The 15,335-nt window shown below is 44.4% G+C and carries 15 protein-coding genes; 9 read left to right on the top strand and 6 right to left on the bottom strand.

Annotated features, from left to right (window positions below; genetic code table 11):
- Positions 1-33: 33 nt before the first annotated feature.
- Positions 34-468 carry a ferritin-like domain-containing protein gene (locus NOM01_RS01905; protein WP_255745907.1) on the bottom strand — a complete coding sequence of 145 codons (435 nt, stop codon included), beginning with the start codon at positions 466-468 and terminating at the stop codon, positions 34-36.
- Between the two features lie 261 nt (positions 469-729).
- Here NOM01_RS01905 and liaF point away from each other — a divergent pair, with 261 nt between their 5' ends.
- The 5 genes from liaF (at position 730) to NOM01_RS01880 (ending at position 5,015) form a co-directional block, all read left to right on the top strand.
- Positions 730-1,548, top strand: coding sequence for a cell wall-active antibiotics response protein LiaF (gene liaF / locus NOM01_RS01900; RefSeq protein WP_255745905.1), 819 nt, complete (start codon positions 730-732; stop codon positions 1,546-1,548).
- 3 nt (positions 1,549-1,551) lie between these two features.
- A complete protein-coding gene (locus tag NOM01_RS01895; protein ID WP_255745904.1) occupies positions 1,552-2,589 on the top strand; it encodes a sensor histidine kinase in 1,038 nt (345 codons plus the stop codon).
- Positions 2,586-3,224 carry a response regulator gene (locus NOM01_RS01890; RefSeq protein WP_255745902.1) on the top strand — a complete coding sequence of 213 codons (639 nt, stop codon included), beginning with the start codon at positions 2,586-2,588 and terminating at the stop codon, positions 3,222-3,224. The genes NOM01_RS01895 and NOM01_RS01890 overlap by 4 nt, the downstream gene beginning before the upstream one ends.
- Positions 3,225-3,504: 280 nt before the next feature.
- Positions 3,505-4,206, top strand: coding sequence for a TerC family protein (locus NOM01_RS01885; RefSeq protein WP_255745900.1), 702 nt, complete (start codon positions 3,505-3,507; stop codon positions 4,204-4,206).
- Positions 4,207-4,310: 104 nt separating this feature from the next.
- Positions 4,311-5,015, top strand: a complete 705-nt coding sequence (locus NOM01_RS01880) for a TerC family protein (protein ID WP_255745898.1) — start codon at positions 4,311-4,313, stop codon at positions 5,013-5,015.
- Between the two features lie 11 nt (positions 5,016-5,026).
- On the opposite strand, the gene NOM01_RS01875 is transcribed toward NOM01_RS01880, so the two are convergent.
- Positions 5,027-5,929 (bottom strand): LysR family transcriptional regulator, encoded by a 903-nt coding sequence (locus tag NOM01_RS01875; protein WP_255745896.1) that lies wholly within the window; start codon positions 5,927-5,929, stop codon positions 5,027-5,029.
- Between the two features lie 203 nt (positions 5,930-6,132).
- On the opposite strand from NOM01_RS01875, the gene NOM01_RS01870 reads away from it, so the two are divergent.
- On the top strand, positions 6,133-7,362 hold the full coding sequence (locus NOM01_RS01870; RefSeq protein WP_255745894.1) for a multidrug efflux MFS transporter: 1,230 nt from the start codon (positions 6,133-6,135) through the stop codon (positions 7,360-7,362).
- A 40-nt stretch (positions 7,363-7,402) separates the two neighbouring features.
- Here NOM01_RS01870 and NOM01_RS01865 read toward each other — a convergent pair whose 3' ends face one another.
- From NOM01_RS01865 to NOM01_RS01850, 4 genes are all read right to left on the bottom strand, one after another.
- Entirely contained in the window at positions 7,403-8,299 is an 897-nt protein-coding gene (locus tag NOM01_RS01865) for a YitT family protein (RefSeq protein WP_255745892.1), read from the bottom strand.
- A gap of 86 nt (positions 8,300-8,385) precedes the next feature.
- Positions 8,386-9,381 carry an aldo/keto reductase gene (locus tag NOM01_RS01860; protein ID WP_255745890.1) on the bottom strand — a complete coding sequence of 332 codons (996 nt, stop codon included), beginning with the start codon at positions 9,379-9,381 and terminating at the stop codon, positions 8,386-8,388.
- 141 nt (positions 9,382-9,522) lie between these two features.
- Complete coding sequence (locus tag NOM01_RS01855; RefSeq protein ID WP_255745888.1) at positions 9,523-10,746, bottom strand: cation:proton antiporter; 1,224 nt, start codon at positions 10,744-10,746, stop codon at positions 9,523-9,525.
- Entirely contained in the window at positions 10,747-11,247 is a 501-nt protein-coding gene (locus NOM01_RS01850; protein ID WP_255745886.1) for a cation:proton antiporter regulatory subunit, read from the bottom strand. It abuts the gene before it with no gap.
- Between the two features lie 727 nt (positions 11,248-11,974).
- Here NOM01_RS01850 and NOM01_RS01845 point away from each other — a divergent pair.
- From NOM01_RS01845 to glpK, 3 genes are all read left to right on the top strand, one after another.
- The gene (locus NOM01_RS01845) at positions 11,975-12,544 is read left to right on the top strand and encodes a glycerol-3-phosphate responsive antiterminator (RefSeq protein WP_255745884.1); all 570 of its coding nucleotides are present in this window, start codon (positions 11,975-11,977) and stop codon (positions 12,542-12,544) included.
- A 253-nt stretch (positions 12,545-12,797) separates the two neighbouring features.
- On the top strand, positions 12,798-13,640 hold the full coding sequence (locus NOM01_RS01840) for an MIP/aquaporin family protein (RefSeq protein WP_255745883.1): 843 nt from the start codon (positions 12,798-12,800) through the stop codon (positions 13,638-13,640).
- 99 nt (positions 13,641-13,739) lie between these two features.
- Complete coding sequence (gene glpK / locus NOM01_RS01835; RefSeq protein ID WP_255745882.1) at positions 13,740-15,230, top strand: glycerol kinase GlpK; 1,491 nt, start codon at positions 13,740-13,742, stop codon at positions 15,228-15,230.
- The last annotated feature ends 105 nt before the right edge of the window (positions 15,231-15,335 follow it).

The following is a 15,335-nucleotide window of genomic DNA, read 5'->3' as shown; positions in this document are numbered from 1 at the left end:
AAATCCCCCGTTCCGGTTTTTTAAATCTCTTTTTCAGGCAAAAACAGGATCGGTCAATGTTTTTGTCAATTTTTCCAAATGGTTTTGTTCATCAGCGATCATATCTTCCAGTTTAACAACCAGTTCGATCATGCCGAGTTCTTGTGCCTGACTGCGACGTTCGCGATAGTTTTCCAATGTGTCCGCTTCTGCCTGACGTGCTCCTTCGAGCATTGCTTTGGCATCACTCACCGTGGCAACCGGTGCAGGAACAGTCGTCGGTTCACCGCCGAGGTTCGCAATTTTTTCAGAAAGATAAGCGGCATGGCCTAATTCGTCAGGAATTTCTTCCTCAAAAAAAGGCTTGAGAATCTGGTAATTCAGCCCGGATACTGTTGTCGCGTAATAATTGTACTGAATCACTGCAGAATATTCACCTGCAAGATCTTTGTTCAAACCATCAATTAATGCTAGGACTTTCTTGTCCATATCATTCACCCTTTCACTTAACATATCTTCAAATTACCCTCACAGCCCTAATAATAAACCTATTCAGCAGAAAACGATGAACATAATGCTTATTGTCACGATCCGTTCACATTTTTAAATAGATTGTTCCGACCTGGGTCGGAGAAAAAAACCGTTCACAGTCTATGGAAAAGATGCGCGTCACTCTGTATAGTTAAACTATAAACTTTGTACAAGTGCCGTTGAGATACGGCTTGTGATAGAGAAGAAAGGATGAGGCAAATGTCTTTTGGAAAACTATTGGCTGCGCTTGCTGTCGTTTTGCTTGGTGTTTATTGGCTGCTTGACAGTCTTAATCTTATTTCCCAGGGAATGATGCCGATGTTTAGTGCTTATCTCCCATTCTTGGTCATGATATTCGGAGCACTGCTGCTCATCGTTCCGCTCTTTGACCGAAAAAGGCCGCATTTCTTCTGGGGATTTTTCTTTTTGATTTATGGCGGATTGCTGTATGCTGATCAGTCGGGGTTCATTGTCTTCAAATGGACAGATTTCTGGAAACTGTGGCCGTATCTGATTATTTACTGTGGGTTAGGCATGCTCTTCGGAAAAAATTTCATCACTGTTTCCGTAACGGGTGAACACAAGAAGCACAGAAAAGGGCATCACAATCATCATGTTGATTTCTCTTGGGATCATGAAGACAAAGATGGTGAGGCATCTTCAAAGAACGCGCGTGATTCTTATACCTTTGTGAATGATGCTACCTTCAAACACGATAATTGGATGGTTAAACCGATGAACGAACGTGTACGCATCGGAGATTACACATTTGACTTTACTAAAGCCTTTATTCCGGAAGAAACGATCCCGATTACCTTGAGCGGATGGGTGGGGAATATTCGAATTACCTTACCGGATGATCTTGCATACCGGATCCATCTCCGAGCAAAAGTAGGCGATGCGAAAATTGGAAAAAACAAACAGAGCGGCGTGCTGCGCAATGTCAGCTATCAGACACCGAACTACGATGAAGCAACGCGAAAATTAGACTTTAACTTTGATTTTCAAGTTATTGATTTAAGTATTGCGCAGGTGTAACCGATGCAAAATTATCGAATTCGTACGGCAAGATTTCAATTAATTATCAGCTTTTTTTCATCGCTCATGCTTTTTGCGGCAATGCAAATTTTCTTCTGGTTTGTGCCGTCAGATCATGCTCTGCTTATCAGTGCTTTGATCTTCTTCTTTAGCTTCCTAATCCAATTTATTTTAGAGACAAACGCTTTAACAAAGGATTATCGGCTGCTGCTTGATCATTTGGACAATGTTGATCTGTTTGTCAAGACACTGTCTTCCGGAAAACTTTCGGCTAGAATGAAGATCGAGAACGGCGGGGCGATCAGTCATGTGGCGCAATCTTTAAATGAACTTGCCGATAAAATCGACACACAAGTGAAATCACTGCAGCGTCTGGTCGATGAAAATGTACAAATGAATGTAAAAGTAAAAAACGAGGCGGTAACAGCAGAACGGCAGCGTTTGGCAAGAGATCTGCATGATGCGGTCAGTCAGCAGTTGTTTGCCTTGTCCATGCTTGCATCCGCCGCTGAAAAAACGATTCACAGCAATCCGGATCTTGCGGCTGAAAATATTGCCGATGTTTCGGATATTGCCCGTAAAGCTCAAGGTGAAATGAGAGCTCTACTGCTGCATCTTCGACCGGTACGTCTCAATAACGAATCACTTGATAAAGGGTTAGGGCGTTTGATCCATGAACTGGATGGCAAGACAACAATTCATTTTGAGGCAGCAATTGATCCGGTTCTCGGATTGACTAAAGGCGTGGAGAATCATTTGTTTCGACTCAGCCAAGAGGCACTTTCTAACGCACTTCGTCATTCTGAGGCAACAAGAGTCGTCTTGTCTCTTCATGAAAAGGACCAGCTCGTTACACTCACCATTTTTGACAACGGTCAGGGATTTGATCCGAAGCGAGAAAAAGTTGCTTCGTATGGGTTGAAGACGATGAAAGAACGCGCGGAAGAGATTGGCGGTCATTTTATGCTGACGACACATGAAGGAGAAGGTACATCCATCCATATCCGTGTGCCGATTCACAGGGAGGAAAAGGGAGTATGACAGATAAAATTAAGGTGATGATCGTCGACGATCACGATATGGTCAGAAAAGGGTTGAAGGCTTATCTTTCAACAGAAGAAGATATTGAACTTGTCGGAGAGGCATCGAATGGGGACGCGGCTGTCAAATCGTTTGAAGCGTTGAAGCCTGAAATCATTTTAATGGATTTGATTATGGAAGACGGTAATGGAATTGACGCAACGAAGCAAATCTTAGCCAAAGATCCTTCAAAGAAAATCATCATTCTCACGAGCTTCTATGATGATGAACAGGTATTTCCTGCGATTGAAGCAGGTGCAATGAGTTACTTGCTGAAAACATCGTCATCCGATGAAATCATTCAGGCGATCCATAAAGCACATCGCGGAAAAACGGTCATTGACGGTAAGGTCGCACAAAAACTTGTGGCGGGACTGCACAGGAGTCCGCAACCTTTTGATCAGCTGACTGCTCGAGAAAAGGAGGTCTTGCGGTTAATTGCGGACGGGAGAAATAACGCGGAGATCGCCGAAAAGCTATTTATCGGCATCAAGACAGTGAAAACACATGTCAGCAGTATTTTCAGCAAACTGGATGTCGCTGATCGCACTCAGGCAGCTGTCTATGCCTACCAAAATCATTTATTTACGAAATAATCGGGTGATCATCCGCGTTGACATATTTATAGCCTCATAATATAATTAATATAACAAGTGAATCAGCCTCGTAAAAGGGGAGTAGCCATCAGAGTAAAGTCGTCATTACGGGAGTGATCCCCGGCTTCTCTGGCAGCCGTTAGGCTGTTGGCGAGACCTTTGCCTCGGACGGATGAAAAAGGCAAAGGTTTTTTTCTGCACATGCAGCCTTTCTGATCAACGTCGGAGCGGCTGCTTTTTATTGTGCAAACAGATAAGAATTATTGAGGAGGATGAATGAATGGATTTTTTTTCGCTGGAATTCTTGACCGCGCTGCTGCTTATTGTAGGCATTGACTTGATTTTGGCTGGTGATAATGCCATTGTCATCGCCTTGGCAGCTGCACGACTTCAGGATCATCAACGAAAACGTGCAATTCTTTATGGAACACTTGGTGCGGTCGCCATTCGTGCAATTGCTACACTTGCTGTTGTTTGGCTGCTTAAGGTGCCGGGCCTGCATCTTGTCGGCGGCGTTCTGCTTGTCTGGATTGCCTACAGTCTGCTAAAGGATCACGGGCAAGATAAGAAGATCGTGGCGAAGACTAGTCTTGGAGCGGCTATTCGCACCATAATTATGGCTGATGCGCTCATGGGTCTGGATAATGTGCTTGCCATCGGCGGAGCGGCTTCAGGAAACTACTTGCTCGTTATTATCGGTCTGCTGATCAGTATCCCGCTTGTCATGGGCGGCAGTGCACTGTTTCTGAAGCTGGTTGACCGTTATGCATGGATTACCTATGCCGGCTCCGGAATTCTCGCGTTTACGGCGGGAAAGATGATCTTTGCCGATCATTTTGTGTATGATGCAGTTGCTGGCTTTTCCTGGATCAAGTGGCCGGTGCTGCTTTTCATAATCCTAGGTGTGCTTTACTTCGGATGGAGAAGCCAGCACGGCAGCCAGCATGTGAAGAAAGCAGTCACCGCTGAAAAATCCGTTTAATGAAACCTTCAGCCTTGGCGTAGTCGGCCAAGGCTTTTTGCGTTTTTTAACAGCTAAATCATAATGAATTTCGTTATATCAGGTTAATAGGAGGATGTTGATTCATGGAATTATTTACAACGGCATTTTGGTCGTCCTTAATTATTATTGTTGGTATTGATTTGTTCTTGGCGGGAGATAATGCAGTCGTTATTGCCCTGGCTGCACGCCGGCTTCCCAATCATCAGCGCGGACGCGCGATCCTTTATGGAACGGCTGGCGCGGTCGTTTTGCGCGCGATTTGCACGATTCTGGTTGTTTACCTGCTCATGGTTCCGGGCCTGCATTTTATCGGTGGCCTGTTGCTCATTTGGATCGCATATCGTTTGCTTAGTCCTGCCGATTCTTCGAAATCAAAGAAGGAAGTCAAAGCCAGCACGAGTCTTTGGGGAGCCGTTCAAACGATTGTCGTTGCCGACGCGTTAATGGGACTCGATAATGTACTTGCGGTTGCAGGCGCAGCGCAAAATGATCCGTTGCTTGTCATTTTCGGATTGTTAATCAGTATTCCGCTTTTAATGGGCGGGAGTGCAATAATATTAAAACTAATGGATCGCTTTTCCTGGCTTATTTATGTTGGTTCCGGAATTCTAGCGATGACGGCTGCAAGAATGCTGTTCGCCGAACCGCTCGTTCTCAAATGGCTTGGTGATGTTGCTGTATGGGCAGAATGGCCGGTTGTTGTTGTTACTATCGTTTCTGTCCTCTACCTTGGCTGGCACAACCAAAGAAAGAACACACATGAGCATCATCAAAATCAGGCTGTTTAAAATAATCTCAATTAGTCAATGAGTGGAGTATCCTGATCGAAGTGCTGGAAATAGTCGATGATGAATTGGTAGAAATCCGTGATGATTGATGAATGATAGCGATCCTCATTCCAGACGAGACTGATTGATCGATTGCAATGCGGATGGCTTATTCGGAGCGGAACAATAGAACTGTCTCTTACCGTCCGCAAAGTGAGTGAAGAGAAAAAAGCGACACCTAAGCCTTCTGAAACCAGTCCGCGAATGGACAAGGAATCATCAACTTCAAAAGCGATATCCGGCTGAAATCCTGCCATACGGCAATAGGTATCTGTTGTCTCACGAAAGGCTCCGTTTGCTTTAAGGACAAACGGTTCATGAGCGATATCGTGCAGATCGACACTTTTTTTAGTTGCAAGCGGATGCGTCTTCGGAACGACAAGATAAATTTCATCATGCATGAGCAAGCGCGAATGAAGTGGTCTGTCTTGCTCCAATTGATAAGGAGTGATGCATAAATCAATTTCTCCGTTCTCGAGCTGATGCTGTATGGTTGCCCTTGAAATCTGTTTGACACGAAAACGAACAAAGGGATGCTCTTTACGAAAACTGCCGAGTAGATCAGGTACGATCGGCGTCCGCATCACAGCCATTGAAATGCTGTCTTCATTAATTTTGGCCAAATCGATGACTTCCTGCTTACCTTCTTGGAGCGCCGAAAAGGCGAGCTCGGCCTTCTCAAGAAAGATTTTTCCATAACGATTGAGCCTGATTCTTCGCCCTTTACGGTCAAAGAGGGGAACGCCGATCTCATCTTCAAGCCGTTTAATGGTTTGACTGAGCGAAGGCTGAGCAATGGACAATTCTTGAGCAGCCTTTGTCATGTGTTCGATTCGCGCAACAGTTTGAAAATACTTTAATTGTAGAAGTTCCATTGCTAAGACCTCCTAAAGGGTGATGTTCGTTCCATAAACTGACGGGTTATAATGATTCATTAATAGTTTTAAAACTATACATTTATAATAATATATATATTGGTATTAATGAGCAATACAGATTATTATAGTAACTGTTAAGCAGGCGCCAACTTAAAGGCGCTTTTTCTATCGGAAATAAATAAAAAAGTAAGGTGTAGTTGTTGTCTTTACCTTTATGGAAGAAAAATTTGTACGTTGTCTGGTTCGGTTCCTTCGCTACTGCTGCAGGAATGAGTCAGATTATCCCGTTTTTACCGCTTTATATTGAGAAGCTCGGTGTCACAGACACGGCTGAAATTGAGAGCTGGGCAGGTCTTATCTTTGGTGCAACATTCTTTGTGTCCGCTCTTGTCTCCCCGCTATGGGGGCGCTTAGCTGATAAATATGGTCGAAAACCCATGCTGCTTCGCGCAAGTTTGGGCATGTGCCTTGTTGTATTCCTAATGTCCTTTGCTCAGAATGTTTATCAGCTCTTTGGTCTGCGACTAATAATGGGGCTTGTTTCCGGTTATATCCCGGCATCGATTATTCTTGTCGCGACACAAACACCGAAAACACACTCCGGCTGGGCACTCGGTATGCTGTCAACGGGAGGAATTAGCGGTTCACTCGTTGGGCCGCTTGTCGGCGGTTTGCTCTCAGAATATATGGGGATGCGTCTTGTTTTTATCGACACAAGTGTTTTGTTGTTCGGTGCTTTTCTCGCGTCTTATTTCTTGGTGAAAGAAAAAGTGGTTGTATCTGAAAAAAAAGCACCGTCAATCAAGCAAGTGTGCGCAATGACACCTCATGTAGGTTTATTTTTTGCCATGTTTATCACAACATTTATGGTGCAACTGGCGAATATGTCGATTCAGCCGATTATCACCATTTATGTAAAAATTCTATCGCCAGGTTCAGCACATCTCGAACTTATGTCGGGCATCGTCGTGGCGGCGGCAGGTTTGGCGAGCGTTATTGCCGCACCGTTTCTCGGAAAGTTGTCCGATCGGATCGGTCCCCGTCGTGTACTGCTTTATGCACTGCTTTTTACCGGAGTAATTTTTATACCGCAGGCATTCGTGACGAACGCTTGGCAACTGACTGTCCTGCGTTTCCTTCTCGGTCTTGCGACTGCAGGCATTCTGCCTTCGATTAATACCATTGTAAAGAAAATGGCGCCGTCGCAAATCACCGGTCAGCTCTTTGGCTATAATCAGTCCGCACAGTTTCTTGGAACGCTTGGAGGTTCCCTGCTTGGCGGACATATGGCAGCAGCATTCGGAATAAAATATGTCTTCTTTTCCACGAGCATGCTCCTGTTCATTAATGCCGGATGGGTTGTCGCTTCAGAGTTGTTGGTGAAAAAAAGGGAAAGAAAAATCGAAGCCGCGCGTAGCATGCTTCGATAATGGATAAAACCAAATAGATAAGGAGTGATGGCATCTACAATTAGTGGATGCTTCTTTTTTTGAATCGACCGCCCTTGACGTCATGAATATCACTGATTGCAAGAAATGCACTTTTGTCAATTGAATCCACAATGTTCTTTACTTTAGCTTCTTCAAGACGGCTAATGACTGTAAAAATAACATTTTTATTATTTCCGGTATATGCGCCTTCACCATTCAGATAAGTGACACCGCGTCCGAGCCGGTCATTGAGGGCATCGCCGATTTCTTCGTGCTGATCACTGATGATCCATACGGCTTTGGAGGACTCGAGACCTTCACTCGTAATATCAATCATCTTGAACGCTACGAAGTAAGCGATTAAAGAATACATAGCATAGTTCCAGCCAAATACGAATCCTGCAGATCCAAGAATAAAGATATTCATGAACAGAACGACTTCACCGACCGAAAAAGGAGTCTTTTGATTAAAAAGCACAGCCAAAATTTCCGTTCCGTCTGAGGAACCTCCATTTCGAATGACAAGTCCTACGCCGATCCCCATGATAATTCCGCCAAAAACTGCGGCAAGAAGCAAATCATTGGTAAACCGAGGTATCGGTGTAAATAAAGTTGTAAGAAATGCCAGAAGCGTGACGCCGCAAGCAGAAGTAATTGTGAATGTTTTGCCCATTTGCTTGTAGCCAATGATGAAGAAAGGTATGTTTATGATGATTAGAAATACACCGATCGGCCAGCCCGACAGATGCTCCATCATGATGGAGATACCGACAACCCCGCCATCGATAATTTTATTCGGTACGAGAAATGCTTCAAGTGCGATTGCTTCAAATGTGACACCAATTGCAATAAGTAAGGCACGAATAACGTATTGATAAAATCTTAATCCTTTATGCTTCTGCTTAGGTGGAATCCCGATTTGTTCTGCTGCTTCCAACGGCGCACCATCCCTTCGATTTATGTGCATTGAATTTCAATTATGTAGTCCGGCAAAGAACAAATGCCGGGCAAGATAAAAAGTAATTATATTTGATCACGAACAGGTGGTGCCATGAACTCAGTTCCAATTGGTTTCGGTATATGATGTTGCAGAATCTCGTCAATGTCTGTTAAGGTTTGCTGGTCCAAATGAAATCCGTCTATTTCGGAAACATCAGTGATTTGCTCCGGATGCCGCGCCCCCCAGAGTGCAATTCCATTCTCCGTTTGATCAAGGATCCAGCGTACAGCTAAGGCGCGAACTGATTTGCCAAAACGTTCCTTAGCCAGTTGCGCAAGCTCGTGAACCGCTTCAAGATAATGTGCGAAGTGCGGTGCCTGAAACTTAGGATCGGATAAACGCAGATCGTCACCGGTAAACTTACGTTCCAGACTCATCTTGCCGCCGAGGAGACCTCGGCAGAGACTTCCGTAACACAGCGGAACCATGTTATTTACTTTTGCGAATGGCAAGAGGTCGTGCTCAATATCGCGCTCAAACAAATTATAGGGCGGCTGAACAGCGTGAATCGGTGCAACGGTCATAAACGTTTTCATTTGCTCAACGGTAAAATTGCTGACCCCAATGGCTCTTATTTTTCCTTGCTTGTACAACTCTCCCAGTGCTTCAGCGGTTTCCTCGATAGGTACTAGCGGGTCGGGCCAATGGATTTGATAAAGATCAATATAATCAGTTTGAAGACGTTTAAGTGAGTCATCAATTTCTTTCATAATTCTTTTCTCAGAGCCATTTCGAAATACGTTTGTCCCAACCCAGTCCAAGCATACCTTTGTTGCCAATACCACATTTTCACGTTTGCCGTGTTCATGCAATGCCTCGCCAACAACAGTCTCAGCATGTCCCTGTCCATACGCCGGGGCGGTATCAATCGTATTTATACCACGATCAAGCGCCTGATGAATCGTGCGTATGGACTCTTGATCATCAGAACCTCCCCACATCCATCCGCCAATTGCCCATGTCCCAAGAGCGATTCGTGTTGGATTAATGGCTAATCCTTGAATATGTGTCACTTCCACAAAGTATCGCCTCGTATTCTTTTTTAGTACTGGTCTCTTTAATTATAAGAAACAGCAAGAAAGAAGCAAAAGATTTTGATTTGCAAAAGCAGAGCGAACCTTTAGTTGAACCAGAACCTACCATTCATTATTGAGCCTAATTCAATCATTTTGATTTTTTTTGACCATCTGTTTAGGTGCCGACCATCGAAATAGCTTGTTCATTATTGTGTAGATCCGTTTTGATTCTTTAGTCATAATTGGTCCCATTATTGCAAGGATCAATACATACAAAGCAGAGAACGGCTGCAGAATCGGCATGAGTGAGCCGGCGATCCCAAGATTCGCCATAATGATGGAAAATTCGCCGCGTGAAACGATCGTCAAGCCGATATTCGTGGATGCTTTATACGAAAGTCCGGCGAGCTTCCCTGCAACAAGGCCGGCTACAAAATTTCCAATAATGGTGATCAGAACTGCTCCAAGGGTCATCCAAACCGCTCCCCCAAGCTTTGTCGGATCGATGCTGAGACCGAAACTGAAGAAAAAGATAGCGCCGAAAAAATTACGGAATGGAATGACGAGATGTTCCATCCGATCGGCTTGATCGGTTTCCGAGTAAACGAGTCCCAGCAGAAGCGCTCCGATTGCTTCCGCTACATGAATGGTTTCTGAAAATCCTGCAACGAAAAACAATGAGGCAAAAATCACAATGATAAAAATTTCATCAGATGTAATTTTGAGAAGCTTGTTGAGCAGCGGTGCTGCCTTTCGTGCAATGATGAAAAACAGCAGCATGTAGCCGAGCGAAAGTAAAATAGAGAGCAGGGTGCCCATCAAGGATTGTGACTTGCCAAGCACAAGTCCGGAGACCGCTGACAAATAAACGGCAAGGAAAATATCTTCGAACATGATGATGCCGAGAATTAATTCCGTTTCCGAATTACCTGTTCTACGCAGATCAACCAAGACCTTTGCAACAATTGCGCTGGAAGATACGGTGATTATTCCGGCAATAATCAAAGTTTCTTTTAGAGGAAAACCGAGCAGAATTGGATAAAGAAGTCCAAGCGTCAAGTTGATTCCAATATACACAGACCCTCCGACAAGTATCGACTTTCCGGAACGAATCAGTTTGCTGGTCGAAAATTCCAATCCGAGGTAGAAAAGGAGAAACAGGATACCGATACGTCCGAGAAATTCAATAAGCTCCGCACTATGAATAAATTTCAAATTGATAACCCAAAAATGCGGTGCGTGCGGTCCGACGATCATACCGGCAAGGATGAGGAATGGAATAATGGAAAAGTTGAGCCTGTTTGCGATCAATGCCGCAATCGCAACAAGAACAAGAGCGGTACCGACTTCAAAGACTAAATGATCCATTTATTCCTCCTTTCCTCGAGTGAACAGTTCCTTGTACGCGCGTTTTAAATCAACACGTTCGCCCGATACAACAATGGTGTCTCCGGCACGAAACTCTGAGTCCACACCGGGATTTAATTGCTTGGTCTGATCTTTTCGGATGATCCCGATCACGTTAATTTTGTAATTATGTCGCATGCCAACTCCGCCAATCGTTTTTCCTATAATCGGCGCGTCAGCGGTGACTTTAAACCATTCGATAATCAAGTCACTTAAAGCAACCTCAACATTTTCCATTGCTTTTGGCTTATACGCCATGCCGCCAATAATTGAGGCAAACTGGCGAGCCTCTGAGTCCGTAAAGCTGACTGACGAAATACATTCATCCGGGTCAGATGCATCATAATGGTAAACATCTCTTCGTCCGTCATCGTGAAGGACGACAACAACACGCTCATCTTGATCCGTTGTCAGGACAAACTTTTTTCCGATTCCTGGAAGATCTGTTTCTTTAATGTTCATTTATTCGCTCCTCTTGCAATGTAGTTGGTTCCACTCTTCAGTGTGTCCAAGTAGCTGAACAACTAAAAAAGAAACCATTAAAAAACGTTCAATTCAGCAAGCGCTTAATTTAATTGTATCGAAACGAACACCTAATGGTCAATCTTCAGGCTTTTTCAAAAACTATTAAATTAGCAAAAAATAATGAAAAACGCCATTTTTCATTACGAATAACTTGTTTTAATCATGAAATTGATTCCATGAAAGGTTAAAATATGTAAAACATGCTTTTGCACGGATTATGAAATCAGGTTATGATTATTTTTGCAGAGAGAAGTCAGGCGCAACGGGGCTTGCTTAGGGAAGAATGTAAGCATTCATGTCGATTCATTGTCAGTCGCGCGCTTACAAATAAGTTAACGCTGTCTTTGTTTATAAAACAAATGATCCGTTAAGAGGACAAGATCTGATCTTAGTCTACAAACGATCGCACTGACAGTATTCGTTATGAACAGGCTTGTTTTCCGGACATCACAGGGTTTGAGTACAGTCCCAACGTGTGGCTGCTCCCTGCACCATGCAATCTAACCAATTCATGAATTGGCAGCTTTTTCCCATTCCCCCAACCTCCTCACAATCCGCAAAAAGCAGCAAATGCTGCTTTTTTGCGTGCTGTAAAAATGGAAGATTAGTATGGAGTGTACATAGGGAGCTATGGCGCGGAACTGCGATCAAGGAGAGGATTATTTTGGCACTTGAAGGTCAATTAGTAGTACCGGCGGCAAATAACATGAAAAGTTTTGAAAAATTATTGAGTCTCCCTTTTCGTCAGATCATTGTTTTGGACAGTCATATATCATTAATCAGCACAATGGTTCGGATGGGGAAACAGGCAAACAAGCAACTATTTGTTCACGCAGATTTAATTCAAGGGTTAAAAAATGATTTGGCGGCAGCTGAATTCGTCTGTCAACAGATTCGTCCCTACGGCATCATTTCAACACGGAGTAATATGCTCGAAATGGGGAAAAAACGTGGATTGATTACAATCCAGCGCATGTTTCTGCTTGATTCGCGTTCCATGGAGACCGGTTATCGTCTGTTCGAACACGTTAAGCCGGACATGGTAGAACTGTTGCCGGGCATCATTCCAGAATTAATCCACGAAGTCATTCAGAAGGTGCACGTGCCTGTCATTGCCGGCGGGCTGATCCGCACGGCTCAAGATGCACAGAGAGCATTTAAAGCGGGAGCTGCGGCGATTTCAACCTCAAGATCAGAACTGTGGCATTCCACGGAAATCAACAAAATACATTAATTGAATTATCATTTCACCAAGATAATTGTGAACAAAATTTATATTTTTTGTGACAATTTATTGACAGCGCTTACATTAGCGATTACCATAGAGCTATCAAGTTAATGTAAAGCCACGGATATGAGATTGGATCATCCACGCAGGAACGCGGGTTTTCGTTTGCCCGTAATTGCTTGTCGTGGATTTTTATTGTCTTATGGTGGCGGAAATCGTAACTTTTGACTTGAATTTCAGCTAAAAGGTGGTCGTTGGCATGTCCGGTTTTCTTGGCGAGTTAATTGGCACGATGATCTTAATTATTCTCGGGGACGGTGTCTGTGCGGGTGTCAATCTGACGAAATCTTATGCAAAAAATTCCGGGTGGATTGTCATCACATTCGGGTGGGGGCTTGCTGTTGCCATCGGCGCTTACTCGGTCGGTCAATTCAGCGGCGCACATTTGAATCCTGCACTGACACTTGGACTTGCGGCAATTGGCGAATTCCCATGGAAGGAAGTGCCTGTGTATATCAGCGCTCAGATGATCGGAGGTTTTCTCGGGGCATGTGTTGTTTATTTGCACTATTTGCCCCATTGGGGAGGAACGAAGGATCCGGCAGTTAAACTCGGAGTTTTTTGCACGGGTCCGGCAATCAGACAAAGTTGGGCAAACCTGCTTAGCGAAATCATCGGTACGTTTCTTCTTGTTGTCGCCATTCTATCGATTGGTGCGAATCAATTTGCGCATGGTTTGAATCCATTAATTGTTGGATTTCTGATTGTGGTTATTGGCATGGCACTTGGAGGCACGACCGGTTATGCTATTAATCCTGCCAGAGACTTTGCTCCGCGGCTTGCTCACGCGCTTCTTCCGATTCAAGGGAAAGGCGGATCAAATTGGGGATACGCATGGATACCGATTGTTGGGCCAGTAATCGGCGGTGTTTTCGGCGCGTTATTCTATCAAGCCTTCTTTCTTGGACATCAAACTCTTGCCTTTTGGATCGGTGCAGCTATCATCCTCGTCGTCATTGCCGGTTCGCTGATCGCTGAGAAGCGCCATCGACTGCTTAATTCGAATGAGATAATTAATACTTCATTAGAAAATAATTTCTAATGTTTATCATGATGGACCAACATTTAGCGGATAGATTTGCGACACATGACGGCCCATTAACAGAGAAGAATGATTAACAATTGAGAGGGGATTTCATTCATGGGAAAATATATTTTGGCACTTGATGAGGGAACAACGAGTGTACGTTCAATGATTTTTGACGAGCAGGCAAGGGTCGTGCAAGTAGCACAAAAGGAGTTTACTCAATTTTTTCCGCAGCCGGGCTGGGTTGAGCAGGATGCGAACGAAATCTGGGGATCCATTTTGTCGGTGATTGCTGATTCACTGCTTACAGGAGAAATTGACGCAAAGGATATTGCCGGAATCGGAATTACTAATCAACGTGAGACAACGGTCATTTGGGATCGCCACACCGGCCACCCGATTTATCATGCAATTGTTTGGCAGTCGAGACAAACTGCAGATATATGCCGAGCCCTTAAAGAAGCCGGTTATGAAGACACCTTCCGTAATAAGACAGGACTCGTCCTCGATCCGTATTTTGCCGGAACTAAGGTCAAATGGATTCTGGATCATGTGGAAGGTGCACGCGAAAAGGCAGAAAAAGGTGATCTTCTGTTTGGAACGATTGATACCTGGCTTGTTTGGAAGCTGTCAGGAGGAAAGGTCCACGTCACAGACTACTCAAATGCTTCGCGAACGCTCATGTATAACATTTATGATTTGAAATGGGATGAAGAACTGCTCGATCTATTAGATATACCGAAATCAATGCTGCCGGAAGTTAAATCGTCTTCAGAGGTCTATGCAAAAACAATTGACTATCACTTTTTTGGTCAGGAGGTGCCGATTGCCGGGATCGCGGGTGACCAGCAGTCTGCGCTATTCGGTCAGGCATGCTACGAAACAGGAATGGTAAAGAATACGTACGGAACCGGCTGCTTCATGCTGATGAATACCGGTGAGCAGGCGGTACGCTCGAAAAGCGGCTTGCTGACAACCATTGCTTGGGGCATCAACGGTAAGATTACCTATGCACTTGAAGGAAGCGTTTTTGTTGCTGGCTCTGCTATTCAGTGGTTGCGTGACGGGCTACGTATGTTTCGTTATTCACAGGAAAGCGAAGAATATGCACGTCGTGTAGAATCAACGGACGGGATGTATTTTGTGCCGGCTTTCGTCGGGCTAGGCACACCATACTGGGATTCTGATGTTCGTGGAGCAGCTTTTGGGATTACGCGTGGCACGACCAAGGAACACTTTATTCGTGCGACGCTTGAATCACTGGCTTATCGAACGAAGGATGTACTGGACGCGATGAAAGAGGATTCCGGAATTGATCTGAAGAAGCTTCGTGTCGATGGCGGTGCGTCAATGAATAATTTTCTCATGCAGTTCCAAAGCGACATTCTCGGTGTTGAAGTGGAGCGGCCGACGAGCAGTGAAACAACAGCACTTGGCGCTGCATACCTTGCCGGACTCGCCGTCGGGATTTGGAAAAATGAATCTGAGCTTTCAGATGCCTGGAAAGTAGGCAAAAAGTTTGCTGTCAAGATGCAAGAAGTCAATCGGCATGATTTATACAATGGGTGGAAAAAAGCAGTAAACGCCGCGCGAGCATTCAAATAATTTTTGAGTACTGCATAATAAAAGTTAATAACAGGTCATGAAAAGGGCATAAGACCACAGTACACAGCCGAAGCATTAGTCGTGTTCAGATGATTTGGAGGTGTA

The sequence above is a fragment of the Sporolactobacillus sp. STSJ-5 genome (assembly GCF_024385605.1).
Taxonomy (GTDB): Bacteria; Bacillota; Bacilli; order Bacillales; family Sporolactobacillaceae; genus Sporolactobacillus.
This window is presented reverse-complemented; position numbering and strand designations above follow the sequence as displayed.

Coding starts and splice junctions, on each gene's coding strand:
- liaF (WP_255745905.1), top strand. CDS start 730: ATGTCTTTTGGAAAACTATTGGCTGCGCTTGCTGTCGTTTTGCTTGGT.
- NOM01_RS01895 (WP_255745904.1), top strand. CDS start 1,552: ATGCAAAATTATCGAATTCGTACGGCAAGATTTCAATTAATTATCAGC.
- NOM01_RS01890 (WP_255745902.1), top strand. CDS start 2,586: ATGACAGATAAAATTAAGGTGATGATCGTCGACGATCACGATATGGTC.
- NOM01_RS01905 (WP_255745907.1), bottom strand. CDS start 468: ATGGACAAGAAAGTCCTAGCATTAATTGATGGTTTGAACAAAGATCTT.
- NOM01_RS01880 (WP_255745898.1), top strand. CDS start 4,311: ATGGAATTATTTACAACGGCATTTTGGTCGTCCTTAATTATTATTGTT.
- NOM01_RS01850 (WP_255745886.1), bottom strand. CDS start 11,247: ATGAACATTAAAGAAACAGATCTTCCAGGAATCGGAAAAAAGTTTGTC.
- NOM01_RS01855 (WP_255745888.1), bottom strand. CDS start 10,746: ATGGATCATTTAGTCTTTGAAGTCGGTACCGCTCTTGTTCTTGTTGCG.
- NOM01_RS01885 (WP_255745900.1), top strand. CDS start 3,505: ATGGATTTTTTTTCGCTGGAATTCTTGACCGCGCTGCTGCTTATTGTA.
- glpK (WP_255745882.1), top strand. CDS start 13,740: ATGGGAAAATATATTTTGGCACTTGATGAGGGAACAACGAGTGTACGT.
- NOM01_RS01875 (WP_255745896.1), bottom strand. CDS start 5,929: ATGGAACTTCTACAATTAAAGTATTTTCAAACTGTTGCGCGAATCGAA.
- NOM01_RS01840 (WP_255745883.1), top strand. CDS start 12,798: ATGTCCGGTTTTCTTGGCGAGTTAATTGGCACGATGATCTTAATTATT.